This is a genomic window from Arsenophonus endosymbiont of Aleurodicus floccissimus (assembly GCF_900343025.1).
In the GTDB taxonomy this organism is placed as follows: domain Bacteria; phylum Pseudomonadota; class Gammaproteobacteria; order Enterobacterales; family Enterobacteriaceae; genus Arsenophonus.
This window is the reverse complement of sequence record NZ_OUND01000001.1, coordinates 888,613-915,166: the sequence shown is the minus strand read 5'-3', so window position 1 is coordinate 915,166 and position 26,554 is coordinate 888,613. Positions and strand designations below refer to the sequence as shown.

Genomic DNA, 26,554 nt, shown 5'->3' with positions numbered 1-26,554 from the left:
CCTCTTTTATGCGTTCAATTCTAATAATTCTAATAATTCTAATAATTCTAATAATTCTAATAATTCTAATAATTCTAATAATTCTAATAATTCTAATAATTCTAATAATTCTAATAATTCTAATAATTCTAATAATTCTAATAATTCTAATAATTCTAATAATTCTAATAATTCTAATAATTCTAATAATTCTAATAATTCTAATAATTCTAATAATTCTAATAATTCTAATAATTCTAATAATTCTAATAATTCTAATAATTCTAATAATTCTAATAATTCTAATAATTCTAATAATTCTAATAATTCTAATAATTCTAATAATTCTAATAATTCTAATAATTCTAATAATATAAATAGAATATGGCAATATCACCGTGATTTAATCGAAGTTTCCACCAGGAGAAAATTATCGACTAATGAGCAAAAGTTTTTAAATAACTTTAATGAAGTTGTCGATTGGATTGTCTATTTTGCTAATAGTGAATCGTTACTCTATGATCAGCAAAATTTAAATTTTGCTGAAAGTTTGGCTAGTGATCCTATTGTCAAATATCAATTAAGTATAAATCATATTGTTTTCACTGTTCTTATTGAAGATAAAGGATATGGTTATTATCAATGTAAAATCTTTGATCCAGGCATGGGTGAAATAAAAATAAATCAGATAGTAAAGTAAAATCTAGGTATAAAAGTTATTTTTTATATTAGGAATTATCTTAATAGTGATGTTGTTATTGATAATAATAGTTATAAGCTCTATCAATTGATGGGATTAGAAAAGGATCCGATTACAAATAATCAATTTAAGCTACAAAAAATTTATGATAATTTGATAATTAAAACCAGGGGAAAAGATTTAATTGATTAAATACCAATTAATGAAAATATATTCGAATCTAATGTAAATGTTAAGATAAGAGAACATAATATTTTGTTATTAGTCTTACAGCAAGCTGGTGCTCATATAGAGGATATTCCTATTTCATCATTTGCTATTATAAGCATTGCTAATTGGCAAACAAAAATAACATTTGATGCTGAAAAACTTAATAATTATTTAACTTTATTTTCAGGTACTAGAGAAAATATTAATATTATTAAATTAATTAAAAAAATAAAACTTTTACCTGATCATAAAATTTTTTTATTGGGAAATGGTAATTTAAATGATTATTCTGTAGCGATGGAGCGTTTAATAGATATTAATAACTATGTTGAACCACATTTAATAACCAGAAAATTATGGAAAAATTTACAACTTAATATGGCACAATTACCACGTTATGCACATATTCTGAATAAGATTTCTAATATTACTCAGTTAACAAGTCTTATACAATTGGTTTCATCAACCCAATTAAGCTTAAACTATTTAAATAATTCTGATATTTCGGTAAGTGAAGGATAGCAGATTGAAAAAAGTCTAGTTATAGCCTGGAGTGCTGGCATCGTAAATTGGGGCAATGAAATTTTACAACCTTTACTAGTAAAAGCTGCATATCACATAACAGGAACGAGATATAGTGCTGATTTGTTTGCTGCCAGATTATCTATTGGCATTAATATTGCTGCTAGTGGATTTGATCTTTATTATGCCTATGAAAACTTTAATCAACTAAACTATGAAACTGATCCGGTAATACGCCAGGATTTAATTGTTAATGGTACGTTATCTTTGTTAGGAGCAGGGGTAAGTATTACCAGTGCATTGACTATGTTAGCTGGTAGTTCGTCTGCTGGTCCTGTAGGTATTGCGGTCGGTATAAGTTTAATGGTAGCAGGAATGTTTTATAACGCCTATCGTACTGTTGAAAGAATTAAAAAAATGTACAATTAATAGCCATGGAAGAGTTTCAAACAGGTTTGAATGCTGCATTAGGGCTATCAGTTGGTTATTCAGTACGCAATAAGTTATTAAAGCAACAGACAGAAAATGCGGTTAAAGCTTATAGAATACAAAGTGAAAAAGATTTATTTACCAATGTGTTAAAATCAGCCGGCTATAATCTTAATATATTTGTTACAGAAGAAGAGAAAATTGTTGAATTACCGCGTTATCACTTATTTGATAAACAAACAAATTTTTACCTACTGAAGAATAAAAATTTCACCATTCAATATGATTATGAATATTTAAAAAATGATTTAAATATTCTTACGTTATCTTTCGATTTATGGAAACAACAACAACTTGACGAAGCAATTGAAGTGGCAAAACGCGAATTTACAGCTGAAGAGGTCAGAAAAATTATTGCACAATACCCAGAACGTTATCTAGTAGAACCGGAAAAAATTAAAACCTATATTCCGATTAATACTCAAGCTAAAAATGAAGTTATTATGTTTAAATGAGAGCAGGATAATATAATTAAAGTATTAACAAATCAACCTTACCTGGATAATTATCGATTTTCTAATGCATATGCTATTTATTCATTAGCAGGAAAAAATCAGCCAGAACTTATTTATGAAAATTTACATGATTATTTGATGAAAGGAAGTTTAAAGCGACAAATTACTGGTATTAGTTTTAATTTTAGCCATGGTGATGATGTTGCAGTTGGCTTAATAGCAGTAAAAAATTGTTTCCTGTCTTATAATGGCCATAAAATATTTATTGGTGGCGAACAGGATGATGTTTTTATTTTATCAGGTGAAATATTGGGTGCAACGGAATATAAATATTTTAATGGTAATAAAGGAAATGATATTTTGATCATTGCTCAATTACCTTGTTATGATAGTAATGTATCGTTAAGTAGTGATGGAATTATTTCTGATAATGTAACCCTTCCATTAGCAGGAACTTTTATTAATTTAGAACAAGGTTCATTAAGATTTCTTCATCAATTTATCTATACTAGTTTTGAAAATATTGAATTGTTAATTAATAGTAATAATAAAACTGACATTCATGCTGATTTAGTCATTTTTGAAAATATTATTGGAATAAAAAATAGTTAAGATGTTATTTTAGCAAATGAAAAAGATAATATTTTAAATGGTAATGGGGCTTAGATATTATTTATGGTAAGGGGGAAAAGATACTATTATACTAAATAATGGCTATGCTAATGGTGGTGAAGAGCAAGATATTTATATTATAGAGCGTTATAGCTGGAATGAGTATGTTGCAAGTTTAACTTGGCGAAGTGTAGATTATATCTGGAATGATGAAAATAAAACATGGATAAACATTGCCATTAATAGAGCAACAGATAATTTTGATGCGAAGATTATTATTGATGAATATGAATTTCAAACAAAAAGTATCGTAAATCTTGATTATTATTTAGATGAAATTAAATAATTAGCGATAACAGGTAATGATATTAGCATTAATATTTCTGCCTTTGATAATAAAAGAAATATTAGTGTTAAGCGTAGTCTAAATATAAATAATATTAATTTGGTTTTAAAAAATGCATATAGAAATTTTGATAGTAATAATTTAATGGTTAACCATGAACATATTTTACAAACAGCAGATGGTTTTTTGTTATCGATGAATTTAACTGATAAAATAAAAATACCACAAAACAAAATATTTGAAGCTATATACATTAGTGAACTAGATAAAAATAGCAGTGCTATGATTAATAATCAGATTGAGATTGATTTAAACCATAATAGCATAAAAAACTACCGAAAAAATTATTTATTACCCCCTATGATCAAACCATTATTGGCTACTCATAATGTAGAAAATTCTCTATTTTATGGTAATAATGTTAATAATAAATTTATATCAATTAAAAATAATTCATATGTTAATTTTTCCCATGATATAGATACTTATATTATTGATAATCTTGAGATTAAAGGCTTTAGTAATAATAAAAGTATTATTTTTTATTTTAAAGAAATTATAGCAGGTTATACACATAAATATGTTATTATTGCTATAAAAAATTATAGTGGTTATGATTTTTATTTTATGAGAATAAGTTATTATATAGTAAAAATAACAATACAGCTGAAATTATATTTATTAATAATACAAATTATTTTTTTGATAAAATCTATCTTGTTGATAAAAATAATGAAAGTTTTAATATTGAATATAGAAATAGTACTTATAGTATTAAACCTACAGTTGAAATGCTTATTGCTACTGAACATGATGATAATATTAATTATATCAAAAGTAATATACTCCAAAGAAAAATTAATACATTAGCTGGTAATGATATCATATACTGATATGACTGAGTTAGAAAACATTCTTATTGGTGGTAGTGGTAATGATATTATTACCGCTAAAGGAGGTCATAACATTATGATTGATGGTGATGATATTATTATATCAACCGATGGCAATAATATTATTTCAGCAGGTAAAGGTAATAATGTTATAGTGATAAATTATAATAATAATGAGACAAAAATTTTTCTTGATGAAGGTGAAACTAAAACTTATACACAAGGAATAGGAAATATCTATAAAAATGAGAGTGTTGATAATAATTTAGTTATTTCATCGCTAGATAGTAGAAAAGAAATAATTATTTATGATTATGAAAAATATAAAAACAATGTCGAAATCAGTACTTCATTAAATAATAAAAATATAAATTTACTAATAAGTGCAGCATCAGCTTTTCAGCACAATAATTATGAGACAGTCGTTGCTAATTTAGATAACGATAAAAGAGATTTTGTTAACAAAATATATCAATATAAGGAAATAAGTAACTTATAAAATCATTGAAAGGAAATGAAAATTAGAGGGAATGTTTATGCCTGATAATTATAATACTGATATTAATTTTTCTCAACTTACTTACTTATATTTAATGTCAAAAAACAAACTTGTTCATATTGCTGAAAATTTATATTACATGGTAATAATAATTTATTAAACAATATCCAAGGGAGTATTTGTCTCGGATTATCTAGCTATTATATGGCCAATATTCGTCAAGGAGGTAGACAACAAGGAGAAAGGTTCTTAGTTGAGTTAAAACAATTAATTCAAACGATTGAAATTCCAATTTCAGAAAGCTCTACCACTTTAGTAAAAGCCAAGTTGATGGCAGAAAAAGTTCATGCTAAAGAAAAATTGAATCGTATTCTTACTATTATGATTAATATACAAAAACGGTATTTTATTTATATAGACATTAATAGTTATGTACCAGATCCCTATATGTGGTTTGATATATTACCTGATAAGACAGCACGTCATTATATCCATAGAATGAAAAGTAACTCATTGGAATTAAATAGTAATTTAAAAGATTCAAGCTGGTTTGAAGAGCTTTATATTGATTTAAAAGCCTACTATCTTAATAACGATATTTATTTAATTGAAAATATAAAATCTAATTTTAATTAAGTTTTATTAGAAAAAATATAAATATTACACTGATAGTATTAAATTCACATTAGACAATGGTATGCAAACAGTTTTATTTAAATAAACTCATGATCGCCATTCTTATATTTTAGGGATTGATTCTTTTTTTTAATTATTTTAATCAATCTGTAAAATATGATTCTAAATATTTTGAGTTATTTACTGGCAATCATATGATGATATTTTCGATAGACAATAAACCTCAGAAAATTAATTATACTTTTTTTGATAGTAATATCGGTGTATTTAATTTTGATAATAAAGAAAAATTTAGATTATTTTTGCTGTCCTATTTAAAAGAAAATGAACAAGCTTATAATATAACTAAAAATGAAAATGGTAATTATAAATTAATGATAGCTGCTTATAAAGATAATGATGATATCAAACAGCAATTAATTGATTTAGATATTAAGTAACAAGATATAGAGATAACCGCAACAAAAATAATTTTTTAAAATCAACAAAAAATAACAAGATTATTTATTGTTAATGAAAATTTACTCTATAATGTTAATATAGAGTTTGCTAATATTGATTTTACTGCTCAATTAGTATTAGTTAAATTAAGTTACTTGCATAATAATGAATAAGTTATAAAAAATGTTATTATTAATAAATTATCCATTGATAAAATACTAAATATCATTCATGAAGAGTATCAAGAACTATTAACTTCAGATAAAATAACGACATTTATCGAATCTGAATACGATATTATTTCATATTATAATATTGATACTATTTCCTGATCATTTATCTGAAATCAAAAACCAGAAAAAATCACCTTATTTAATCAAAATAGTCGATGATTTTATTTTTGTTTAACATGGCAACGAGAATGACAAAAATAGCCATGTAGTTGTTGACAGTCAACTATTATCTGATTCAACGTTAAGTCGAAAATATACTATTATTATCCAAATTCAAAATGATGATATTGTAGCTGATGCGGTTGAAAAATTAAAAAATAAACACCCAACTAAAACGACTATTATTTATTTTGATATGGAAAGTAATCAGTATCGAATTAAGTATAATTCAGCTGAGTTGAGAAAACGAGGTAATGTACGTTGGCTGGTTGTTGCCCGTCGTTATTATTTTAACCGTTTAGAACCATCTGCTTTTGACAAGAGTTTAAAAAATTAAAACAAATTGTATTTGATCACCATGAACCAAAAAAAATGGTTTTTGTCGGCTGTAAGCTTGCAAGTGATAATATTATAGAAGATAACGCGCTTAAGCTAAGCCGTGCATTGTGGGGTCAGCAGTTTGATGCAACAACTTCTGCTTATACAAAAAATATTTATATTTCTGATTCAGGTCACAGAGTGACAAAAGTTGGATTTTTAGCAAGTAATATTCAACATATAGCATTATATAAGAAAAAATATCAATATCATCGGTTATCAAACACTATTTATATTAATGAAGAGGATTATATTTCTTCAATTTTAAATGACTTAGGAAATAACTATGATTTAGTAAATTCTATATTATCAGAAAATGAATTTTATTTAAAAAATATTTTTCAGATAATGAAGGTAATTTAAATATTGATTTAATAAAATTAGTCAGTTATGAAAATGAAGCTTATAATATTTTTAAAGTATATCATCATGAAGTTTTCAGTAATAATTTTGTTTTTAATAATCAAGTTCTGTTAGATAAAATAATTGCAAAATAGATAAATGAAATTCCTATCTGGCGCAAAGTCAATGTAAATTTTATTGTTGAAAGTAATAGCCATGTACCTATAGCGCCGATAAAAAATATTATATTTAGGGTTCTGGTGATGATAAGGCTCGTCAGCAAGCTGAATTGATTGTGATGTTAGATCCAAATAATACTTTAATTATTCAGATTGATGTCAAAAGTAAAAAATATTTTATTGAATATGGAGAATTAGCTGCATTTCAACAGCAAAATGAGAAACACTAGTTTTTATTAGGTCATGTTTCACCAACAGGAGAAAAATTTAGAGGCTTGAACTCACAATTGTTGGTAAAAACTTTATTAACCTTAAAAAAATATTTTCTGCTGGATAACCCACAGGAAGTCTGCGTTATTAGCACTACTAGAATGGGGCAAAATGCTAGTCCTTATAATATTAATTAGATTGCATCAGGGGTTGCAAAACAGCTTTCTATTACTGGTATTGATACAATAATTACATTTTATACCCAGCGTAAAAGGTTTTTTAGTTAATGAGAATTTATCAAATCATAATGCTAGTTTTATTAGCTGTCGTTATGACTCTGCCACAAAACAAATTTTGTTAAATAATATTCCTATTACTCAATCCTTATTAATGAGTATTACATTGAAAGAGGTACCTGTTTGGCAGGTAGTGTCAGAATATTCTTTTTATTTACAAAACTATTTTGCTAATGAGCAAAATAGTTTTGATATTAATAAACTAAAACAAGTGTTTTATGATCCTATTATTAGTAAAAAAGTGAATAATTATTTTGGACAAAATCAATATATTTACACTAATGCAATGGCTAATTGGCAGCTAATTTTTATTAAACAGGTACAATTACAGTTATGGCAACAAGCGCATGAATTATCCTCATTACTGGATGCAATAAATTGTGATCAAACTGTATTGCATAATTTAAGTGAACAGTCATGTTGGATATTAAAACAATATTTTCCTTTAGGCACAAATGAAGTGCATGAGGGCAAGATCTCGTCTTTAGTAACTAATTTTCCAGAATATATGCGTTTACAAACCTCATTAGGTGATTTGATAGAACTTTCTGCAGAAAGTGTGCTTGAAGGATTATCTTTATACTCTGCATTAGAGAAAAGTGATCACTGGCATCGTCGCTTATTTATCAATTTTAGCCAATTAAAACAGCAAATTAGTCGTAGTGCTGATATTGATGGACAAATGAGATTGTTTTCACATGTTTTTTGTTACATGACAGTAATATTTTTGCCGCTAATATCGAGGCGACTTTAGGCATAATGTATAGCAGCTTTCGGGTTGATGCTAATGATAATACTCACCAATTACTGGTATATCATCGTAAATTACATGAATAACGTTTGATAAATTTACTTTCCACCGAAGAACGCTATTTTTTGCAGCAATTCGAGCAGGTTTTCCAATATATTAAACGACAAGATATGGTTGGTAATATAACCCAACTGGTGATACGCAATCCCTTGGGCAGTGGTTACCGGTGGCAGAAATAGGTACTTACCAACTAAAAGCGGGTAATTCTGTATTCACTTTAGTAATCGCACGGCAAACTAATAGTTATCAATATGCGTTATTTGATGCAAAAGGTGGAGAAATTGTATTTAGTGGACAAAATAAGCTGGATCTTTCTGCTGCAATATATAGAGGATTAACTGATTATTTAACGGTAGATTTGCCTAAAAATTTTATTGTAAAAAATAAAACCACCAGAGCTGCTGAAATCGGCATAGAAAAAACCTCTGAAAGTCAATTTAAATTTGATATTTATCGTCTTAAGGTTACTCAAGAGATAAAAACTAAAATTAGTTCACTAATTACCCAATTGCCCGATAAATCTGCGGTCACTACGCAACCATTAATAGTAAAAACAGGCGCTACCCATATTCAACTAGCAACTTTACAACAAGCTGGCGCACAGATTGATAATCGGCCAGTGACAGTGCAATCAACCAGGCTATTAGCTAACAATAGCGATAAATTGACATTCGATGTTCAGCAACTTAATGATTATTTAACTTTTGCGAATAGTTCGCAGGAAAATTTAGAGCTGGTGAGGATAATTAACCAACAATTAAGTTGAGTCGCATCAAAGAGTCAATTGTTAACTAATGAACAGAATCTGGTTTCATCAGCACTATTATTAGAAAGATTATCTGCTATTGAACATAACCCAGATAAGACTCTTTGGCCACGTTTACAGCAAAGTAGTGTCAAATTGCCTCGTTATGCTCGCATGATGAATAAAATTAGTTATTGTACTCAGGCTATTGGCCTGTTTCAATTAATTAACTCTACCCACAAGATGTTAGCAAAGCAGCAGTCTACAGAATTGAAGGATCAGCAGCGGGCTGAAATAAGCAAAAATATCGCCATTGCATGGAGTGCAGCGGCAGCTAATTTTAGCACTGATATTTTGGCAGCCTCTGTTATTAAAAATCGCTTATAAAATCACTGGCTCTTATTGAGTAGCAGGTACATTTACTGGCCGGACGGTTATTTTTTTAAATGCGGCTGAGGCTGGATTTGATTTTTATTATGCTTATGATAGTTTTAGTCAACTAAAGACCGAACAAGATCCTGTTATACGTCAGGATCTAATTATCAATGGCATGTTATCTGTACTGGGAGTAGGTGTTGGAATTGGTACGGCATTAGCTATTTTTGCTGGTTCAGCAACAGCAGGCCCGATTGGTATTGCGTTTGGCGCAGGTTTAATGTTGGAGGGGGGGATGGCCTATAATGCGGTACGAACAGTAGCGAAAATTAAAGAAAAAATTGAATTAACTTCAGCGGAAGAATTTGAGACTGGTCTAAGAGCGGCTTTGGAACTGGATCTAACTTATGCGATGCAAAATCAATTACAGCGATTTCAGGTAGCAGATAGTTTTAAACAAGCGTTATTTGAAAAACAACGCAATCAATTTCAATTACAACCATTTGGTTATACTTTACATTTATATATTGAAGAAATGCAGCAAGCAGAAGAGTTACCTTATTTTCATTTAATAGATAAACAGACAAATAAATATCTAGTCTATCAAGATATTGAACATCATATGATAGCAAAATATATCAATATATTTTTAAACTCAGCTACTACCTTATGGATAAATGAGGCTATTGATCATGAGAAAGAGCAGAAAAAAAGGCGTTTTTCCGAACAGGATGTAAGGTTAATTTTACAGCAATTTCCAGATCGTTATGATATTCAACATGTTAAAATTAAAGAATATATTCCCCATTCACAAATAGGGACTAATGATACGATTTTATTAGAGGAAAATTCAGATAATATATTTTTAGATTTTGCTGACACTTATTCTAATAGGTATAAATTGTTTACATCGAATAGTCAAAAATCAATGGTCATTTATACAACATCATTGTGGCCTAGATTAACACACTCCTATGATTATGCTGAAAGTTTTTTTAGAAATACCTATAACAAGGCATATATTTCTGGCATAAGTTTTAATACAGGTAATGGCGATGATATTTTTATCTTTAATAATAAGCAATTTGAAACTAATGAAATAAAATATCTTTACGGTAAAAATAGTAATGATAGTATTATTAATACATTACCTATTCAACAAAATATTGGTCTTATAGAGCCAGATTTTTCTATTTATAACAAACATAACAATACCAGTTTTAGCGGTTGTTATATTGATTTAGAAAATAGTACCGTAAAATATTTAACGCGACCTTTCCGCACTTTTGACTATTCTCATCATAGAATGACAAGTTTTGTTAGTAATAGTAATAATACTTCACAACTTGTTGCATCTATTAATAATTTAGAAAATGCCAGTGGGCCGAATAAAGCACATAATATTTTAGCAGGTGTCAATGGGCATGTAATTTTGTATGGTAAGGACGGTAATGATACCCTTTTATTAACAAAGGGCTATGCTAACGGCGGTAATGGCGTTGATCGGTATGTTATTCAACGTTATAACTGGACCGATCATATAAAAATCTTACCTGACTATCGCTTTTTTAATCAGTGGCATCCAGAGCAGCAAATTTTTATCAATCCAAACCACCAAAAGCAGCGATTTAAATTTAATCGACTGTTTAATTATAATTCATATGTAGTAATAGATGAAATGAGTAACAGTGATGAATCTATTATCGGACTGGAGTATCAGTTAGATGAAATAAAATCATTTGAATTAATTAATAGTGATATTATTCTAAAATTGAAATGGATGCTTCATCTGAGCTGAATAAAACAGCAAAAAGTGTTATTCAAATAAAACTAAAAAATGCCTATAATTATCATGGTGATGGCAAACGTTTTTTAACTCATCAATATAATATACTTACTCAGGATGGGTTTTTATTAACCCCTTATTTATCTCAATTGTTGGAGTCCCCCTATTATTAAGATGTTTTATTTGAGATTATGTATGTTAGAAAGTTTGAACGTCATGTCAGCGCGGCCAGATCTTATTATATTGGTATTGATCTGCAAGAAAATACCCTTGAGACATATAAAAAAATATATTACTTACCAAATAATATTAGACCAATGAAAACCGCATTAGAGGGAGTGGAAGCAAAATTTTCTAACGATCAATTTGATAACCACTTTTATAATATAAAAAGTAATAGCTATTTTCATCTGACAAAAGGTATAGATAATTATTATATCAATAATATGTCAATTCCTAATTTAGTGGCTATTTATATTACTTTTGATTATGGCACAGTAAGTGAGTTTTATACTGAAAATGATAGATTAATTATTTATTTAGCTGAATATAGTGGGTATGATTTTTTGTTTGAAAATAATGAGCTGGTACATAAAGATAAAAAAAATGATATAGCCAGAATAAAATTTGTAAATTGGCAGCAGTTAACATCAATAAATATTCTAATTCAGAATAAAAATCAGCAAAAATTTAATATAATTTTGTCTGAACAGGGCAACTTTATTAAGCCATTTAATCCTATTTAAGTGATAACAGAACAAGATGATATTATTGTGTTGCCATTAGATTATCGTCTGAATGAAAAATTACTTGATGCCGGTGATGGTAATAATATTGTCACCGATATTAGTCAAAGGGGACATATTATTAAGGGAGGAAAAGGTAATGATATTATTACGGTTAAAGCGGGTAATAATATTCTGTTTGATGGTGAAGGCAATGATGCACTCTATGTTGGTGATGGCGCTGATATTCTTATCACGACCGGTGGAAATGTCACCTTAACGGTAGGAAAAGGTAACAATATTATTTTCATTAATCAGCTTAATGGCCATATTAAAATTATTAACAGTGGAGGCAAAGATACCATTATTTTGCAGGATAAAAAGATCGCTGATTATCAGATTGTTGATCACAACGGCAATCGATCATATTTCTCTTCGGATAGTTTATCTGGCATATTGATTGAAGATTATGAGCAACAAAATATTACTGTTAAAGCTAGAATTTGACGTAATGAACCGCTTAATAATGAACAACTTAATGGTTTAATTGATTTCATGGCTGCGTTTAATAATAAAATCGAAAATAGCAGTATCGATTTAATCACTTATCTATCTACCTTTAATGTTGAGGCAGATTTTAGTGTTGCGACAACCATATAAACACTATTATTGATAAATAGAAATTAGATAGTGAGTTTTGGTTATTGTAAATAGTCGCAGTATTTTGTTTCACTTATTATTGATAGTAATAATGTAAAAATAACCAGCTAAATTGATTTTAGTTAATTTAGGTATGAGCAAATAATCAACTATGTTATTCTGTTGGCAAAATAAAGTTTTTTTGAAAAATTAAGCCATTTTAAGCTAATTGTTAAATTTATTTAAATAACAAAAAAGTATTTTAGGATAGGGTAGTTATGATGACGCCAAAAACCAAGATGATTATTGTCGGTGGTGGGGCAGGAGGATTAGAACTAGCAACTAAGTTGGGGCATAAATTAGGACGCAAGAATAAAGCTGAGATTATATTAGTTGATCGCAATCAAAGCCATTTATGGAAACCTCTACTGCATGAAATTGCGACCGGCTCTTTAGATGATGGAGTAGATGCTCTGAGTTATTTGGCGCATGCCCGTAATCACTATTTTCATTTTCAATTAGGTTGCTTGACAAATATTAATCGTGAAAATAAAACCATTACGCTTGCAGCGATACATGATAAAGAAGGCCAATTATTAGTTCCTGAGCGGCAATTAGATTTTGATATTTTAATAATGGCGTTAGGCAGTGTGTCTAATGATTTTGGTACCGCCGGCGTAAAAGAGCATTGTATTTTCCTGGATAACCCTCAGCAAGCACATCGTTTTCATGACGAAATGTTAAATTTATTTCTCAGTTACTCGGTGCGACATAAACCGGATGATAAGATTAATATCGCTATTGTTGGGGGTGGCGCAAGTGGGGTGGAACTTTCTGCTGAATTGTATAATGCTATCGAGCAATTGACCAGTTATGGTTTTGAAGGCTTGGATAAGGGAGCGCTTAATGTAACCCTGGTTGAGGCGGGAGAACGTATTTTACCGGCATTACCGGTACGGATCTCAATAGCTGCACATCATGAATTAACCAAATTGGGTGTTCGTGTTTTAACACAGACCACGGTAACTAGTGCGGATAGAGATGGCCTTAACACTAAATCAGGAGAAAAAATTAACGCCGATCTTATGGTTTGGGCTGCGGGTATTAAAGCACCTGATTTTATGCCCCAAATTGGTGGCTTAGAAACTAATCGAATTAACCAATTAGTCGTTAAATCAACACTACAAACGACACTAGATAATGCTATTTTTGCTATTGGTGATTGCGCATCTTGCCCTAAAAAAGAGGGTGGATTTGTGCCTCCCCGCGCCCAAGCTGCACATCAAATGGCCACTTTGTGTTATAAAAATATCCTCGCATTACTCGAGCATAAAGCGTTGCAAGAGTATGTTTATAAAGATCATGGTTTTTTAGTCTCATTGTCTCGTTTTAGTACGGTTGGCAGCCTAATGGGAAATTTAGTGCGCGGTGATATGATGGTTGAAGGGAAAATCGCTCGTATCGTCTATATTTCACTTTATCGTATGCATCAAATAGCGTTACATGGTTATATTAAGACCGGATTGATGATGCTAGTGTGCAGTATTAATCGTATTATTCGACCTAGATTAAAATTACATTAATTTACGTCGATCACCATTAATAATAGCAAGTTTGATATTAACCATCGCTTCTTACTGTAATCAAAATAAGAAGCGATGAGTTAATTTATACTTGATGTGCCTGAAAATCAGTAATTAAACGTCTGACGAAAGTGAGCCTTTCAGCATAATTGATTATTGGTTTAACAAATTTCAATTTATTAGGCCCATCTAGCCGATAAATATCAGCTGAGTTTTGCAGTAACGCGATAAGAAAAGTTGCGTTTACTTTATTTTGTTCACTAAATTCAATGAATCCGCCTCTTTCATGAGCTTCTATTCGTTTAATACCTAATGCTTGTGCATGCATCCGCATGGCAGTAGATTGTAGTAACTGCTTGCCTGCATCAGGCAGGCTACCAAAACGATCAATAAGTTCAATTTTTAACTCATCCAGCTCATTGTCATTTTTGGCGCTAGCAATCCTTTTATAAAACGATAATCGGAGATTGACGTCGGGAATATAATCATCCGGCAGTAGTACCGGCATTCTTAACTCAATTTCAGTCTGTTGGCTGGTAAGTTCTTCTAAAGAAGGTTCCTTGCCTTGCTTTAAAGCCTCAACGGCGTTTTCTAGCAGTTCCATATAAAGTGTAAATCCGATGGTGGTCATCTGTCCGCTTTGTTCTTCACCAAGCAACTCGCCAGCACCACGAATTTCTAGATCATGGGTAGCCAATGCAAAGCCAGCGCCGAGATCTTCTAGTGCTGCGATCGCTTCAAGCCGTTTTTGCGCGTCCGCCGTCATAGCTTTCGGGTGTGGTGTTAAAAGATAAGCATAAGCTTGATGATAAGAGCGGCCAACCCTGCCACGCAATTGATGTAACTGCGCTAAACCAAAATGATCTGCACGTTCAATAATAATAGTATTAGCGGTAGGAATATCGATTCCGGTTTCAATAATGGTGGTGCAAATTAATACATTGAACCGTTGTCGATGGAAATCAGTCATTACCCGCTCTAGATCTCTTTCGCGCATTTGACCATGTCCAATTACAAAACGCGCTTCAGGTACCAGCGACGCCAAACTCTCTTTGGCTTTCTCAATATATTTTACATCATTAAACAGATAGTAAACTTGTCCACCCCGTAATATTTCACGCAAAATTGCTTCGCGCACAATTAAATTATCATATTGACGAACAAAGGTTTTAACCGATAATCGACGAGACGGCGGAGTGGCAATAATCGACAGATCACGCATGCCACTCATTGCCATATTAAGGGTTCGAGGAATAGGTGTGGCCGTTAATGTTAGAATATCAACATTAGCTCGTATCGATTTAATTAATTCTTTATGGCGAACACCGAAGCGATGCTCTTCATCAACAATTAATAACCCAAGTGTTTTCCAACGGATATCATTTTGCAGTAATTTATGGGTACCAATTAAGATATCCACTTTTCCTTCAGCTGCTGCGTTGATAATCTGTTGCTGCTCTTTGTTACTACGAAAGCGTGACAGCATTTCAATCCGTACTGGCCAGTTTGAAAAACGGTCGCGAAAATTATCGAAGTGTTGTTGCGCCAATAGCGTTGTAGGTACCAACACGGCAACTTGTTGATTATTGGTTATTGCCAGGAATGCTGCTCGCATTGCTACTTCGGTTTTACCAAAGCCGACATCACCACAAACTAAGCGATCCATGGCAATGGGTTGACACATATCACTTAAAACGGCGTTAATTGCCTGTTCTTGATCAACGGTTGTTTCGAAGGGAAAACCTTGGCAAAAAAGCTGATATTGCATTTTATCGTGCTTGAAAGCAAAACCTGGCTTTATGCTACGTTGAGCATGGAAATCTAACAGTTCGGCCGCCACATCACGAATTTTTTCAGCTGCTTTTTGTTTCGCTTTACTCCAAACATCACAACCTAACTTATGTAGTGGTGCACTTTCATCACTGCCGCCACTATAACGGCTAATTAAATTTAGCGATGAAACCGGAACATAAAGTTTATCATTGCCTGCATAAGTCAGCATTAAGTACTCAGCTTGAATACTGCCTGCGGCTAAAGTGGTTAAACCTTGATAACGTCCAACCCCATGTTCAAGGTGAACAACCGGTTGTCCGGGGCGTAACTCTGCCAGATTACGGATCAATAAATCGGTATTAATCGTTTTACGTTGTTCAGTATGACGTTGAATAACTCGTTTACCTAAAATATCGCTTTCACAAATAAGAGCGATTTGTTGATCCTGATTAGTAAAACCCTGTTCAGCAGCCCCAATGGTGATATAAAAGCCGGAATTATTGGCTTCACGCAGCATTTTAATCTTAATCGGGTTGATTTTTATCCGTGCTAATAGCTCTAGTACAGTTTCACTCCGTCCGACACTTTCTGCAGAAAAAATAATTCGGCCAGCAAAATTTTTGCTGAATTGCTCCAGTTTATCAATCGGGGCTTTATTTTGCTGGCTGATACTTAAATCAGGTAAAGCTAAGTAGGGCAGGTTAGTATTGCCTGCTTTTTGACCGACCGGCTCAACTGAAATTTTGATACGTGGCCAAGTTTTAAGGGCGTGATTAAGTTGTTCGCTATTCAGCCAAAGTGTATCAGGCGGTAGTAACGGACGCATGGAATCAACATTTCGGCTCTCATAGCGCTGACAAGTGTCAGCCCAAAATCTACTAGCTGCCGCGGCTAAATCTTGCGTGATCAATAAAGTATTAGCAGGGAAATAGTCAAATAAAGAAGATAGTGATTGATTGAAAAAAAGAGGCTGCCAATATTCAATTCCCGCTGGCATTATTTTTTTACTAATTTGTTGATAGATATGCTCAGGATCACGCCGTACGTCGAAATGTTCACGCCATTGGCTACGGAATAACTCAATAGCTTTATCATCTGTTGGGAATTCGTGAGTGGGCAGTAGATTTATCTGCTGAACTTCGCTGATAGTCAGTTGACTATCAACATCAAAAGTTCTTAAGCTATCAATTTCATCATCAAAAAAGTCAATCCGATATGGATTATCGCTGCCCATTGAAAAGAGATCAAGTAACGCTCCACGAGTAGCATATTCACCATGTTCGAGTACTTCTTCAACATGTCGGTAACCGACTTTATCAAGATTGTTACGCAAATTTTCACGTGAGAGCTTGTCGCCTTTATGCATGACCAGTGCATTGCTGATTAGAAAATCAGCAGGGCAAACTTTTTGCATTAATGTATTAACCGGAACAATTAACAAACCTTTTGTTAAGGTTGGTAATCGATAAAGATTGACTAAGCGCGCAGAAATAATTTCTTGATGTGGTGAAAAACTATCATAAGGTAGTGTTTCCCAATCCGAAAGCATTGTCACTGAATTTTGCGAAAATTGTTGTATTTCATCACATAATTTTAAGGCATTATGCGTATCTTGAGTGATCAAAACGACAAGACCCTGATGGCGTTCGACAATATCAGCACACTCAACAGCGGCTGCCGCTCCAATTAGACACCCCAAATGGCGTGTATCACCTTGCTTTTTGGGTAGTTGGTAATAATATTTTGCCGGCATAAGGATTAATTAATTCTCATTGATAGAAATTGTAATACTTGTTTTGTTGACACTAAAACAAACGAAAAATAGTCTAATCTGTTAAGTTAGATATAAAAAACCGTAAAACTTTGACTTAGGGTGGTTCCATTCAGTGACGCTACCCTTTATTATCGCCAAACATTTTGCTTTGGTAACAGAGGTATATCGGATTTCATGTCTCAGTCTGTTATCTTTTATATTGGTCTACGTTACATGCGTGGACGAACAGGCGACCGATCTTGGTCGGTTCGTATCGAGTTTATCTACGATTGGCATTGCATTAGGCGTCATGGCATTAATTACCGTCACTGTTGTTATGAATGGTTTTGAACGTTCATTGCAGCAGAGTATTTTAGCATATATGCCACAGGCTATTTTAACGACACCTAAAGGTAATCTCAATCCCAATCAATATCCAGCAAAAAATGTAACCTATCTAGAAGGAATCGAGAGCATTGCCCCAATTGTAGAAAGTGATGTTGTATTGCAAAGCAGCCAAAATGTGGGGGTTGCGGTCATGATTGGCGTTGATGAAAAATCAACCGAGCCTTTGTTAAATCATCTGCAACATGTTGATCCTTCAGTATTAACTGCCGGTGGTTACCACGTTATTTTAGGCGTAAAATTGGCTGAACAGCTAGCGCTAAAGAGGGGGGATCAATTGAGATTAATTGTTCCAGGTGTTAGTCAACTTACGCCAATGGGCAGAGTACCTAGTCAGCGTTTATTCACGGTAGCCGGCTTTTTTGCTACCGAAGGTGAAGCCGATAATAGCGAATTGTTAGTTAATCAACAGGACGCGGCAAGATTAATGCGTTATCCGATCGGTAATATTACGGGTTGGCGTCTTTATCTTAACGCACCTTTAACCGTTGATAGCTTGAGTCAACAGAAGTTACCAGTAGGTATGGTATGGCAGGATTGGCGCGAAAGAAAAGGTGAGTTTTTTCAGGCAGTAAGAATGGAAAAAAATATGATGGGATTATTATTGAGTCTCATTATTGCCGTGGCAGCCTTTAATATTGTTACTTCACTTTCATTATTGGTTATGGAAAAACAGTCTGAAGTGGCTATTTTGCAAACATTAGGTTTAAAGCGAGGCCAGATTATGGCTATTTTTATGTTACAGGGAGCAGGAGCAGGCATTATTGGTACCATCATTGGAGCATTATTAGGTCTATTTATTGCAAGCCAACTTAATATAATAATGCCTATGTTAGGTTTGTTGGCTAAAGGAATCGAATTACCGATATCTATTGATCCTGCTCGTATTATATTAATCGCTTTATCTTCAATCGCTATCTCATTATTGGCCACCCTTTATCCATCTTGGCGTGCAGCCACCGTTCAACCTGCAGAGGCTTTACGTTATGAATAATTCTCCGCTATTAGTTTGCCAGGACCTCTGTAAATGTTATCAAGATGGTAAAATTTCGACTAATGTACTTAAAAATATCTCCTTCTCAATCAATAAAAGTGAAATGATGGCAATTCTGGGTAGTTCAGGCTCTGGCAAGAGTACGCTACTGCATTTATTGGGTGGATTAGATACGCCAACTAGCGGTGATGTCATTTTTGATGGTAAAAAAATTAGCTCACTTTCTACCAATGGGAGAGCTGAACTACGCAATCAGAAGTTAGGGTTTATTTATCAATTTCATCACCTATTACTGGATTTTACTGCGTTGGAAAATGTAATGATGCCATTATTAATTGGCGGAATGACACGCGTGAAAGCGCAGCAAAAAGCGAATGAAATGTTAGCAGCAGTAGGTTTATCGCATCGAGTTAATCATCGCCCGGCTGCATTATCTGGCGGTGAGCGGCAGAGAGTTGCAATTGCTCGGGCAATTGTTAATGAACCTGCTTTAGTACTGGCGGATGAACCGACCGGTAATTTGGACTTACACAATGCAGATGTCATTTTTGAATTATTGATGGATCTTAATCGACAAAAAGGGACGGCATTTTTAGTTGTGACTCATGATTTGCGACTTGCCGGTCGTTTAACCCGTGAGCTAGAAATACGGGATGGTTATTTACAGGATGATCCGAGCTTAATGGGAGTGCAATGATCATGGCGGAATTACCCCGTGCGTTAAAAATTGCACTTCGTTTTAGTCGAGGCAAAAAAAGAGCTGGCTTAGTTTCATTGATCTCGATTATTTCTACACTGGGTATTGTGCTTGGCGTTGCAGTGTTGATTATTGGCTTAAGTGCAATGAATGGTTTTGAACGTGAATTAAAAAATCGCATACTTTCAGTTGTCCCTCATGGACAAATTGCGGCAGTCAATCAGCCTTATTTAAATTGGCAAGCTGATTTAGATAAGGTTCGACAAACACCAGGGGTTGTTGGTGTATCACCCTACATTAATTTTACTGGGTTGCATCGAAAAGAGGAGCGCATTGAAAGCGATCCAGGTGGCCGGTGTTGATTTATCGTCAGAGCGATCAGTTAGTTCGTTACCTGATTTTATCTTGAATGATGCCTGGCAAAAATTAAAACCAAGCAATAACCAAATTATTTTAGGTCAAGGTGTGGCAGAAACATTAAAAGTTTCGCCTGGGGATCATATTACCATTATGATCCCTAATCATGATGACAAATTACGTATTCAGCAACCGAATCGAATTAGTGTCACGGTTATTGGCGTATTCAAATTAAATGGTATGTTAGATCATCAGCTGGCAATTGTGCCATTGCAAGATGCGCAGCAATATTTAGCTTATGGTGATGGTGTTACTGGTTTTCAGATCAGTGTGAATGTTGTTTTTGCTGCCAATAAAGTAGTTTATGATGCCGGCATAAATACTGGCCATTATGTCACTATTAAAAGTTGGATAGCGGATTATGGTTACATGTATAACGATATTCAAATGGTGCGGGGCATCATGTATCTGGCCATGATTTTGGTGATTGGTGTCGCCTGTTTTAATATTGTCTCTACTTTGGTAATGGCAGTGAAAGATAAAAGCACCGATATTGCGGTGTTGAGAACACTCGGTGCTAAAGATAGTTTTATTCGTGCTATTTTTTTATGGTATGGATTAATAACGGGAATGATTGGTTGTTTTATTGGTATGTTAGTCGGAATTTTTATATCACTAAATTTAACGGCTATTATTAAATGTATAGAAAATATTGTTGGTCATCCTATTCTGTCAGGTGATGTTTATTTTATCGATTTTTTACCCTCTGAGCTCCATATTACCGATGTATTTTATGTCATGTTAACAACATTAATTTTAAGTTTACTCGCAAGTTGGTATCCAGCTAAACGGGCAACAAAAATAGATCCGGCGCGAATTTTAAATGGGCAATAACCGTTGTTGTTTTTGCTGTCATTATCTAAAAGAGGCGATTTTTTGATTGAAATTAATGGGTCGTTTAGCATGAAAAAGGATACTGTCCAATGATGCGGTTTTATTGTCGACTTAGAAAGTTACGTAAAAAGAAAAACTTACATCGACAAAGATTTCGTTGTTGCCTTTTTTACCGAGACAAACAGTTGATTGATAAGATGAAAACAAAAAAAGTTGTCGTATTAACCGGCGCTGGGATTTTAGCTGAGTCTGGAATTCGTACTTTTCGCGCAACGGATGGTTTATGGGAAGAACATCGGGTTGAAGATGTTGCAACACCTGAAGGTTTTGTTAGAGATCCAGAATTAGTACAACGTTTTTGCAATCAGCATCGTTATCGATTACAGCAAGCGGATATAAAACCCAACGCAGCCCATCATGCGTTAGCAAAATTAGAACATTTTCTGGGTGATAATTTTTTATTAGTTACGCAAAATATCGATAACTTGCATGAAAAGGCGGGTAATAGACGCATTGTTCATATGCATGGTGAATTATTAAAAGCTCGCTGCTGTCAATCAGGTCAGGTTATTGAATGGAAAGGAGATCTAACAACCGATGACCGTTGTCACTGTTGCCAATTTCCTCAACCTTTGCGTCCTCATATTGACTGGTTTGGTGAAATGCCACTAGGTATGGAGGTGATTTATCAGGCTTTATCATTAGCGGATATTTTTGTTGCAATTGGTACATCGGGACATGTTTATCCTGCTGCTGGGTTTGTACATGAAGCCAAACTTGCTGGTGCACATACTGTTGAATTGAATCTTGAACCCAGTCAGGTTGAAAGCCAGTTTGATGAAAAACATTATGGCGCTGCCACAAAAATTGTTGAAAAATATATTAGCGGGCTACTTGCAGAGATTAAAGTATGATTAACTAATAATGCATTTTATTAATATATCTGCTAAAACTGATTTGACGCAATAATTGTCATTAATTCCTTTCGCATAATGCGGTAATAGCTCATTGGGGGAAGAGAAATGGATAGGCCTTTAGAGCGTTTTGGGAATATACTGCGATTAATACTCAATCAAAGAGCTATACTAAATCTAAGCCTAGCAGTATAGGCCAGGCAAAATTAGCAAAGTTATTATTGACCGAACTGACAGAGCTAGGAGTTTCTACTAGCGAGTTGCTAGAAAACGGCTGTTTAATGGCTAAGCTACCCATCAATATTGAACATTCGGTTCCTGTGATTGGTTTTATTTCCCCATGTTGATACTTCACCCGATTTTGTTGGTAAAAATATTAAGCCACAACTGATTGAAAATTATCATGGCGTTGATATTGTATTGGGTATTGGCAATGCGGTGTTATCGCCAGTGATGTTTCCCATTTTGCATGAAATGATAGGTAAAACGATAATTACTAGTGATGGCAAAACATTATTAGGGACAGAAAATAAGGCTGATATTGCTGAAATTATGACGGCGATAACTCATCTAATACAGCAAAATATTCCCCATGGTGACATTTATATTGTGTTTACACCCGATGCCAAAATAGGTCATGGAGCAAATAACATCGATTTAAAAAAATTTAATGCTCAATGGGCTTATAATTTGGTTGGTAGGGGGATTGGTGGGCTTGAATATGAAAATTTTAATATCGCGAATGTGAGGATAAAAATTATCAGTAAAGGGATGCTAAAGGAGAGTTCCAAGGAGGGTATGGTAAATACTTTAACATTGGCTACCCGCATTCATAATCAGATCCCAAGCCAAGAAATAGCAACGTATTCAATAGTGGATAAAGGTTTTTATCATCTGAGTTGTATTAAAGGCACAGTAGAAAAGACTGAAATGAATTATATTATTTGTAATTTTGATGAACAAAACTTTGCCAAACGTAAGCGAGCTATGTTCCAAATTGCGGAAGAACAGGGAAAAGATCTCCATCCTGATTGTTACATTGAATTGACGGTTGATGACATTTGTTACAACATGAATAAAGTGGTTTGCAAGTATCCACATGTTATTGATATTGCCAAGCAAGCAATGATTGACTGCTATATAAAACCTAATGTGCAACTGAATCGAGATATCACCCATAGGGAATTGTTAGTCGATTATGGTATACCTTGTCCTAATATTTTTACTGGCGGATATAATTTTCATAGTAAATATGAATTTATCTGTTTAGAAGGTATGCAGCAGGCAGTTGATGTGATTGTTCGCATTGTTGCATTAACGGCGCAATATGTTAAATTTGATCGAATGGCTGCGAACTAATGATGATTAACCTGCAGAATAAAATTATCAACTAGTCAAACTAACATGTTTTATTATATATTATATACAGGTCAAACAATTTTAATCGTTAAAATACCAATATCCATCATTAATTAGTTTAGTGACTAATTGCATGAAATCCTTGTCATTCAATGCGTTGCCTAGCATATCAGCGTGTATTTCCTGTTTTTCGCAAAGTATATTGATGGCAGTTATGTTTATGTTTAATTTAGGCGATATTAATTGTTCACCATTAACAAAGTATTGATCCGCAACATTCAGGGTACGTAAGCCATTAAATTTGTAAAGAGTATTTCCTTGACAAAGAAGCTGGATAACTTGATCCGCACTATAGGATGGGTTCGGGCGGTGCGATATCTAACTCATGACGAGACTGAAAGATAAATGTGCCAAACCAATGATTAAAAATATGTGGTTGAGCAAGCAATTATTGCATTATATGTTGTATTTCAGTTAATTCTGTCGGCAAGATCATAGCAGGATTGTCACGTGTTGCTATATCTGGATCGCTATAATGATAATTACCTAAGTCATTAGCGATAAGATAATCGGCAAAACTACTAAATAATTCACGGCTAGTCAGTGATCTAAAACCGACTGAATAATTAAGTGAAGTCTCAATGGAATAGCCTTCATGGGGAAAGCCTGGTGGAATATAAAGGATATCCCCTGGTTCAAGTTGTTCATCAATAATGGCCGCAAAATGTTCAACCTGGAGTAGATCTGGATGTGGACAATGTTGCTTTAGTGCAATTTTTTCACCTACTCGCCAATGACGGCGACCAAGACCTTGAATAATAAAAACATCATATTGATCAATATGAAGGCCAACGGCCAACTGCTGGAACAGAATAAGAAACCATTAAATCATCAATTCGCCAATCAGATAAAACACGAAAGGGCGCTATTAAAGCAGTCGATGGATAATGCCAATGGTTAACGGCTTGTACTAACAGTGACCATCCTGTTTTAGCCAATTGATCATAACTATCAAAAGGGCCATGAGTGACCTGCCAACTTCCATCCTGGTAGCTAACTAATCGACTATCCACTTCATCTTCCATTGCTAATCCAGCTAAATCATTAGCTGAAATAGGATCAATAAAATTAGTAAATCCTTGTTTAATTAATAACGGCCGTTTTTGCCAATAATTTTTGATAAAATCTGGCCAATTAATATTAAGTTGATAGTTAATTATTTTATTTTGCATATTTATTTTGTCAGATTAAAAAATAAGAAAATGGTGTTAGTGCTATTAGCTATCTGTCATGGGCGATTGTTGTCTAAAAGTCACAATCACGCGTGCTCCACCTAATGGATTATGAGTAATAGCAATATCTTCTCATATTGTTCAATAATTTCAGCTGCAATAGAGAGCCCCAAACCTTGTCCTGGCCGGAGAGTATCAACACGTTGACCGCGTAAAAAAATCAAATCTCGTTTATCTTCAGCAACACCAGGACCATCATCATCGACGATAATGGTTAATGAATTTTCAGTGCTACTAGCGCTAACTTGAACAAATTCAAGGCAATATTTACATGCATTTTCAATAATATTACCCATAATCTCCATAAAATCTATCGGTTGACCTACCCAAGTGATTTCAGGCGAGACATCAAGGGTCAAGTTGACGCCTTTTTGTTGATATACTTTGGTTAAGCCACTGCATAGATTATCTAATAAGGCAGAGACAGAAGAAATTTCTCGGATCGCGAAATTATCTTCACTATGTATGCTTGCACGATGCAAATAATAGCCTATTTGTTGTGAAATTCGGCCAATTTGTTCCAGCATGATAGGCTCGGCTTGTTCAAGGGTCATTTGTTTGCTTGAGCGCAGAGAACGAAGGGTTGACTGTAATACCGCTAATGGGGTTTTTAGGCTGTGGCTTAAATCAGCACATGTAGTTCGATATTTGGTATAGCGTTTTTGTTCATTTACTTTACTAGTAACTTATTCAAGTTACGCACTAATCCGCTAAGTTCTAATGGCGGATTTTGATCTAGCGCTTCTCGCTCACCTTTTTCGATGCTACTTATTTGTGAACTTACTGATTCTATAGGGTATAAACTCCAAGAAGTTACTAGCCAAAGCATCGGAATAACCAGAATAAAATTGGCTAATATAACATACCAAAACTAATCCAGTTTTCTGTAGATCTAAAGGTAAAGTATCTATTACGACAATGGTAAGTTACGGCAGATTTTTAGTTGCCTGATAGTGGTTGACAGAAACTGAGTGAGTTAAAGAGGAATATTTATCTTTAATATCAGTAACTTTTTTCGCCGGTTTACTGCCGTTAGGTGAGACTTTAATTAATTCACGGGTGGTATTTAAATCGGTATCTAATTCGTATAATCCATCTTTTTTTAACCACTCTTTTTCGATGGCGTTGTCACCACAAAATTTCACCTTGTTGATTATAAATTAAAATAAAGGCTGGGGCATTTAAGGTAAAATCAGTTGGGACATGGATATCTAACTTATTATTACGCCATTGTGCCAAGCTATAAAATAGATTACTTTGACTACGTAGTAAGGGTATAGGTTGTTTTATCAAAACTAACTAAATAGCCAACGATTGCAACGGCACCAAATGACTCTTTACTCACTACCTTACTGTTATTACGCATTAAGGTTTCTAAAATAGTATATTCAAATGCGGTGAGTTTGATATTTTTATCTTTAATAGTGAATTCTTTACGTGACATGTCGATAATAAAATTACCTAGTTGAAGTATTTGCGAAGCAAGTCCGCTGTTCCGGCGCATTAATACTTGAATCCGTGCTAAAATTTCCTCCAGATGAAAAGGTTTTATCACATAATCATCGGCACCACTATTTAAGGCAACCACTTTTTTTTGCCAGCGTTCACGAGCGGTTAATATTAGAATAGGCAATTTAATGTTGTCCTGCCGCCAACGCCTGATCATACTTAATCCATCTTCATCCGGTAATCCTAAGTCGACGATTGCAATATCGGGATTACCCTCTTGTAAAAAATAATCAGCTTCTTTAGCATCTGCTGCTGCAACTTGATGACCAGTCTTTTTTAACTGGACAGTTAGATGGTGACGTAAAAGCGCATTATCTTCTACAATTAATATCCGTATAACAACATCAATTTCTGAATAAATCTA

General features: G+C 33.3%; 23 protein-coding genes and 6 pseudogenes. 25 read left to right on the top strand and 4 right to left on the bottom strand.

Annotated features, from left to right (window positions below):
• Positions 1 to 529: 529 nt before the first annotated feature.
• From ARADI_RS04995 to ARADI_RS04900, 20 genes are all read left to right on the top strand, one after another.
• On the top strand, positions 530 to 679 hold the full coding sequence (locus tag ARADI_RS04995) for a hypothetical protein (RefSeq protein ID WP_182853096.1): 150 nt from the start codon (positions 530 to 532) through the stop codon (positions 677 to 679).
• Positions 680 to 934: 255 nt separating this feature from the next.
• Positions 935 to 1,411, top strand: coding sequence for a hypothetical protein (locus ARADI_RS04990; RefSeq protein WP_119711328.1), 477 nt, complete (start codon positions 935 to 937; stop codon positions 1,409 to 1,411).
• Positions 1,412 to 1,534: 123 nt separating this feature from the next.
• On the top strand, positions 1,535 to 1,840 hold the full coding sequence (locus ARADI_RS04985; RefSeq protein ID WP_119711327.1) for a hypothetical protein: 306 nt from the start codon (positions 1,535 to 1,537) through the stop codon (positions 1,838 to 1,840).
• A gap of 5 nt (positions 1,841 to 1,845) precedes the next feature.
• A complete protein-coding gene (locus tag ARADI_RS04980) occupies positions 1,846 to 2,355 on the top strand; it encodes a hypothetical protein (RefSeq protein WP_119711326.1) in 510 nt (169 codons plus the stop codon).
• Between the two features lie 135 nt (positions 2,356 to 2,490).
• A complete protein-coding gene (locus ARADI_RS04975; protein ID WP_182853095.1) occupies positions 2,491 to 2,967 on the top strand; it encodes a hypothetical protein in 477 nt (158 codons plus the stop codon).
• 445 nt (positions 2,968 to 3,412) lie between these two features.
• On the top strand, positions 3,413 to 4,183 hold the full coding sequence (locus tag ARADI_RS04970; protein ID WP_119711324.1) for a hypothetical protein: 771 nt from the start codon (positions 3,413 to 3,415) through the stop codon (positions 4,181 to 4,183).
• Between the two features lie 24 nt (positions 4,184 to 4,207).
• A complete protein-coding gene (locus tag ARADI_RS04965) occupies positions 4,208 to 4,705 on the top strand; it encodes a hypothetical protein (protein ID WP_147392360.1) in 498 nt (165 codons plus the stop codon).
• 204 nt (positions 4,706 to 4,909) lie between these two features.
• Positions 4,910 to 5,341 carry a hypothetical protein gene (locus ARADI_RS04960; RefSeq protein WP_119711322.1) on the top strand — a complete coding sequence of 144 codons (432 nt, stop codon included), beginning with the start codon at positions 4,910 to 4,912 and terminating at the stop codon, positions 5,339 to 5,341.
• Between the two features lie 116 nt (positions 5,342 to 5,457).
• A complete protein-coding gene (locus ARADI_RS04955; protein WP_119711321.1) occupies positions 5,458 to 5,781 on the top strand; it encodes an Mcf1 protease effector domain-containing protein in 324 nt (107 codons plus the stop codon).
• A gap of 493 nt (positions 5,782 to 6,274) precedes the next feature.
• Entirely contained in the window at positions 6,275 to 6,511 is a 237-nt protein-coding gene (locus ARADI_RS20685; protein WP_119711320.1) for a C80 family cysteine peptidase, read from the top strand.
• Between the two features lie 35 nt (positions 6,512 to 6,546).
• Positions 6,547 to 6,915: a hypothetical protein gene (locus ARADI_RS04945; protein WP_119711319.1), complete on the top strand. Its 369-nt coding sequence runs from the start codon at positions 6,547 to 6,549 to the stop codon at positions 6,913 to 6,915.
• Positions 6,916 to 7,637: 722 nt separating this feature from the next.
• Positions 7,638 to 8,333 (top strand): hypothetical protein, encoded by a 696-nt coding sequence (locus ARADI_RS04940; protein WP_119711318.1) that lies wholly within the window; start codon positions 7,638 to 7,640, stop codon positions 8,331 to 8,333.
• A gap of 86 nt (positions 8,334 to 8,419) precedes the next feature.
• Positions 8,420 to 8,569 (top strand): hypothetical protein, encoded by a 150-nt coding sequence (locus ARADI_RS04935; RefSeq protein ID WP_182853094.1) that lies wholly within the window; start codon positions 8,420 to 8,422, stop codon positions 8,567 to 8,569.
• The gene (locus tag ARADI_RS04930; RefSeq protein ID WP_119711317.1) at positions 8,557 to 9,156 is read left to right on the top strand and encodes a hypothetical protein; all 600 of its coding nucleotides are present in this window, start codon (positions 8,557 to 8,559) and stop codon (positions 9,154 to 9,156) included. The genes ARADI_RS04935 and ARADI_RS04930 overlap by 13 nt, the downstream gene beginning before the upstream one ends.
• An 18-nt stretch (positions 9,157 to 9,174) precedes the next feature.
• Positions 9,175 to 9,522 carry a hypothetical protein gene (locus tag ARADI_RS04925; RefSeq protein WP_119711316.1) on the top strand — a complete coding sequence of 116 codons (348 nt, stop codon included), beginning with the start codon at positions 9,175 to 9,177 and terminating at the stop codon, positions 9,520 to 9,522.
• A gap of 163 nt (positions 9,523 to 9,685) precedes the next feature.
• Complete coding sequence (locus ARADI_RS04920) at positions 9,686 to 11,308, top strand: hypothetical protein (RefSeq protein WP_119711315.1); 1,623 nt, start codon at positions 9,686 to 9,688, stop codon at positions 11,306 to 11,308.
• Positions 11,287 to 11,469 carry a hypothetical protein gene (locus tag ARADI_RS04915; RefSeq protein ID WP_119711314.1) on the top strand — a complete coding sequence of 61 codons (183 nt, stop codon included), beginning with the start codon at positions 11,287 to 11,289 and terminating at the stop codon, positions 11,467 to 11,469. Before ARADI_RS04920 ends, ARADI_RS04915 begins: the two co-directional genes overlap by 22 nt.
• Positions 11,470 to 11,613: 144 nt before the next feature.
• Positions 11,614 to 12,042 carry a hypothetical protein gene (locus ARADI_RS04910; protein WP_147392358.1) on the top strand — a complete coding sequence of 143 codons (429 nt, stop codon included), beginning with the start codon at positions 11,614 to 11,616 and terminating at the stop codon, positions 12,040 to 12,042.
• Positions 12,043 to 12,528 (top strand): calcium-binding protein, encoded by a 486-nt coding sequence (locus tag ARADI_RS04905; RefSeq protein WP_119711312.1) that lies wholly within the window; start codon positions 12,043 to 12,045, stop codon positions 12,526 to 12,528.
• A gap of 410 nt (positions 12,529 to 12,938) precedes the next feature.
• Positions 12,939 to 14,243, top strand: a complete 1,305-nt coding sequence (locus tag ARADI_RS04900) for an NAD(P)/FAD-dependent oxidoreductase (RefSeq protein ID WP_119711311.1) — start codon at positions 12,939 to 12,941, stop codon at positions 14,241 to 14,243.
• A gap of 85 nt (positions 14,244 to 14,328) precedes the next feature.
• Here the strand turns inward: ARADI_RS04900 and mfd are convergent, their stop codons facing one another.
• Positions 14,329 to 17,769 (bottom strand): transcription-repair coupling factor, encoded by a 3,441-nt coding sequence (mfd, locus tag ARADI_RS04895; protein WP_119711310.1) that lies wholly within the window; start codon positions 17,767 to 17,769, stop codon positions 14,329 to 14,331.
• Between the two features lie 195 nt (positions 17,770 to 17,964).
• On the opposite strand from mfd, the pseudogene lolC reads away from it, so the two are divergent.
• The 5 genes and pseudogenes from lolC to pepT all read left to right on the top strand — a co-directional run bounded on the left by lolC (position 17,965) and on the right by pepT (position 23,389).
• Positions 17,965 to 19,168: pseudogene (lolC, locus tag ARADI_RS04890) on the top strand (lipoprotein-releasing ABC transporter permease subunit LolC).
• Entirely contained in the window at positions 19,161 to 19,865 is a 705-nt protein-coding gene (gene lolD / locus ARADI_RS04885; protein ID WP_119711309.1) for a lipoprotein-releasing ABC transporter ATP-binding protein LolD, read from the top strand. The pseudogene lolC and the gene lolD overlap by 8 nt, the downstream one beginning before the upstream one ends.
• 2 nt (positions 19,866 to 19,867) lie before the next feature.
• Positions 19,868 to 21,116: pseudogene (gene lolE, locus ARADI_RS04880) on the top strand (lipoprotein-releasing ABC transporter permease subunit LolE).
• A 92-nt stretch (positions 21,117 to 21,208) separates the two neighbouring features.
• Positions 21,209 to 22,030, top strand: a complete 822-nt coding sequence (gene cobB / locus ARADI_RS04875; RefSeq protein ID WP_119711626.1) for a Sir2 family NAD+-dependent deacetylase — start codon at positions 21,209 to 21,211, stop codon at positions 22,028 to 22,030.
• Positions 22,031 to 22,138: 108 nt separating this feature from the next.
• Positions 22,139 to 23,389 (top strand): annotated as a pseudogene (pepT, locus tag ARADI_RS04870) (peptidase T).
• 81 nt (positions 23,390 to 23,470) lie between these two features.
• On the opposite strand, the pseudogene ARADI_RS04865 reads toward pepT, so the two are convergent.
• From ARADI_RS04865 to ARADI_RS04845, 3 pseudogenes are all read right to left on the bottom strand, one after another.
• A pseudogene (locus tag ARADI_RS04865) lies at positions 23,471 to 24,606 on the bottom strand (ribosomal protein uL16 3-hydroxylase).
• Positions 24,607 to 24,666: 60 nt separating this feature from the next.
• Positions 24,667 to 26,026: pseudogene (gene phoQ, locus ARADI_RS17440) on the bottom strand (two-component system sensor histidine kinase PhoQ).
• Positions 26,012 to 26,527: pseudogene (locus ARADI_RS04845) on the bottom strand (response regulator); the annotation flags it as partial. The pseudogenes phoQ and ARADI_RS04845, both read right to left, overlap by 15 nt.
• Positions 26,528 to 26,554 lie beyond the last annotated feature (27 nt).

Bases quoted from the DNA above. Each gene is read 5' to 3' on its own strand.
- ARADI_RS04915 (WP_119711314.1), top strand. From the start codon at position 11,287: ATGGATGCTTCATCTGAGCTGAATAAAACAGCAAAAAGTGTTATTCAA.
- ARADI_RS04960 (WP_119711322.1), top strand. From the start codon at position 4,910: ATGGCCAATATTCGTCAAGGAGGTAGACAACAAGGAGAAAGGTTCTTA.
- ARADI_RS04900 (WP_119711311.1), top strand. From the start codon at position 12,939: ATGATGACGCCAAAAACCAAGATGATTATTGTCGGTGGTGGGGCAGGA.
- cobB (WP_119711626.1), top strand. From the start codon at position 21,209: ATGCGGTTTTATTGTCGACTTAGAAAGTTACGTAAAAAGAAAAACTTA.
- ARADI_RS04945 (WP_119711319.1), top strand. From the start codon at position 6,547: ATGGTTTTTGTCGGCTGTAAGCTTGCAAGTGATAATATTATAGAAGAT.
- ARADI_RS04910 (WP_147392358.1), top strand. From the start codon at position 11,614: ATGAAAACCGCATTAGAGGGAGTGGAAGCAAAATTTTCTAACGATCAA.
- lolD (WP_119711309.1), top strand. From the start codon at position 19,161: ATGAATAATTCTCCGCTATTAGTTTGCCAGGACCTCTGTAAATGTTAT.
- mfd (WP_119711310.1), bottom strand. From the start codon at position 17,769: ATGCCGGCAAAATATTATTACCAACTACCCAAAAAGCAAGGTGATACA.
- ARADI_RS04980 (WP_119711326.1), top strand. From the start codon at position 1,846: ATGGAAGAGTTTCAAACAGGTTTGAATGCTGCATTAGGGCTATCAGTT.
- ARADI_RS04920 (WP_119711315.1), top strand. From the start codon at position 9,686: ATGTTATCTGTACTGGGAGTAGGTGTTGGAATTGGTACGGCATTAGCT.
- ARADI_RS04965 (WP_147392360.1), top strand. From the start codon at position 4,208: ATGACTGAGTTAGAAAACATTCTTATTGGTGGTAGTGGTAATGATATT.